The 2390-nt window shown below is 50.3% G+C and carries 3 protein-coding genes; all 3 read right to left on the reverse strand.

Annotation, left to right across the window (positions count from 1 at the left end; genetic code table 11):
- A partial coding sequence (ligA, locus tag C7K08_RS13550; RefSeq protein ID WP_241537275.1) for an NAD-dependent DNA ligase LigA occupies positions 1-1345 on the reverse strand: 1345 nt, incomplete at its 3' end.
- Between the two features lie 58 nt (positions 1346-1403).
- Positions 1404-2159 carry a hypothetical protein gene (locus C7K08_RS13555; RefSeq protein WP_106501065.1) on the reverse strand — a complete coding sequence of 252 codons (756 nt, stop codon included), beginning with the start codon at positions 2157-2159 and terminating at the stop codon, positions 1404-1406.
- 3 nt (positions 2160-2162) lie between these two features.
- Positions 2163-2390: hypothetical protein (locus tag C7K08_RS13560; protein WP_133165300.1), on the reverse strand; the 228-nt coding region annotated here is incomplete at its 5' end.

Raw genomic sequence — 2390 nt, forward strand, 5'->3', positions numbered from 1 at the left:
CCATGGCTGCGCGGCTTACCCACTGCCGGACGGCGCCCTTGAGCTGGGCCGGGCAGGAGTTGTTGATGCAACGGGTGGCAGCTTCTTCAGGTGCTCGCACCAGCACAGAACCGCAGGCAGGGCAGTGATCCGGTAGCTGTACAGCTGGCGCACCTGCAGGCCGTAATTCGATAACTACCCGTACAACCTCCGGGATTATTTCGCCGGCCTTACGCACAACGATTGTGTCGCCTTCTCGTAGATCTAATTCGGCGATGCGATCGGCGTTATGAAGAGTGGCCCTGCTTACGGTGGTACCCGCTAGCGGCACGGGTTCAAATTCCACTACAGGGGTAACGATTCCGGTGCGGCCAACTTGAGCTACAACTCTCAGCACCCGGCTGGGGGCCTCTTCTGGGGCGTATTTATAGGCAATCGCCCAACGCGGCGCTTTGGCATTAAAGCCAGCCTGGTCTTGCAACTCCAGGGAATCCAGCTTTACGACCACCCCATCGGTGGCATAAGGAAGATCATGACGTTGCTGCTCCCATTCCGCTGTAAAAGCCTGTACTGCAGGGAGATCAGCGCAAAGCCTGGCGTTTGGATTTACCCGGAACCCAGCCTGCTGCAACCACTCCAGGCAGCCCCATTGATGGGTCTGGGCTATGGGGTAATCATCCGGTAGGTGCAGGGTGTAGCCAAAAAAGTCGAGACGGCGCGCTGCTACAACCTTGGGATCGAGTTGGCGCAAGGTSCCGGCGCAAGCATTGCGCGGATTAGCAAATAGTGGTTCCTCATTTGCTTGCCGCTCCTGATTAATTTTGGCAAAGGTATCGTCTGGAATAAAAGCTTCTCCGCGCACCTCTACCCAGGCCGGAGGATTATCTAGCTGTAGACGCAGCGGAATTGACTGGATCGTGCGTACGTTATTGGTGATTTCTTCTCCGCTACTGCCATCACCGCGGGTGGCTGCTTGCACCAGTAAGCCATTTTCGTAGGTGAGCGCTAGGGCATTGCCATCGATCTTTAGCTCACACACCATTGCAAGATCGGTACCTTCTTCTAAATCGAGTTCCCGCAGCAGGCGTCGATACCAGCGCTCGATTTCCTCGTCGCTGAAGGCATTATCAAGGCTGAGCATCGAAATACGGTGCTCTACTGATGAGAAGCCATCTTTGGGCGCACCACCAACCCGTTGGCTTGGGCTATCGGGGGTGATTAGTTCCGGATTCTGTTCTTCTAGTTCCAGTAGTTCGCGGTAGAGGCGGTCGTATACCGCATCTTCCATCTGCGGTGCATCAAGCACGTAATAAGCATGTGCTGCTTGATTTAGAAGGGTTTTGAGCTCAATTAGTCGTTTAGTCATTTTTTGATTAGTGATCATTTGATCAGTCATTTGGTTGGTTCTTTTGGCTAATTACTTCTCAACAAAATCCTTGTATTTTATCGTCTCCTACATCTATGATTACGCCATCACCATCAGCTTGCCAAGCTTCGAGATACTCCAGCGGCATCGATAAGTAGTTAGCCATTGATTCAAGCAATTGATCGCTGTATTGGAAATCAATAGCGCAGTCTGCAAATTCATCTAGCGCTCTAACTAGTTCTGCTGGTTGAATAGAGGGAAGCCCCATCTGTTCAATAATTGAAGACCAGGCTGCTTGTTCCGCTGGCTCCATGCTGTCGTATTCGCGACCATCCATTTCTTCTCCTTTGCCATAAGCCCACCAAAGATTGCGCTGCTCTTTTAGCTTATTGGTTAATGCAGGAGGGCAATGGGCGCCTGGAAAAAGGGCGTTTTGAGAACGCATCCGCAAATCAAAAGTTAGGCATTCCCCTTCATTGTTAACTTTAAGTTGCAGGCTAATCGGTTCAACTAAAATCTCTGCATCTAGATTCCAGCGAAATATCTGTGGTCTTTTTGTAAGCGATTCGCTGCTCATCAGTGATTGATGCAGTACCCCACCCAACGTGGATTCAGCTAGCTCAATTCTAAGTAGCCGGGTAGCAATATCACTAAAATCTGGATGTTTATAAAGCAACCCCGCATCATCTAATACTGTTTGGAGCTGCTCTTGATTACTAAATCCAAGAAAATTAGCAACTGCTGCGCAACCTCCAGTTGGTAAGGCGAGTACAACAGGGCGGTAATGCACAAATAAGCCAATCATATCTGTCATTATTCAAATCTCCTTACTTTGCCCATTAGCAATCACGCTGCACAACCGATTAAGACGTTGCACATTCGAGATGCTGTTACTTATACCGGTGGCAAGTTCCGGGGATCCCACCACGATGGAAAGACATTGGGCCCGGCTGATTGCCACATTAAGTCGATTTGGATCGAGTAAGAAATCAATGCCTCGAGGTGCACTATCGCCATCGCTTGCTGTAAGCGAATAGATAGCTAC

Source organism: Synechococcus lacustris str. Tous, from assembly GCF_003011125.1.
Lineage (GTDB): Bacteria > Cyanobacteriota > Cyanobacteriia > PCC-6307 > Cyanobiaceae > Synechococcus_D > Synechococcus_D lacustris.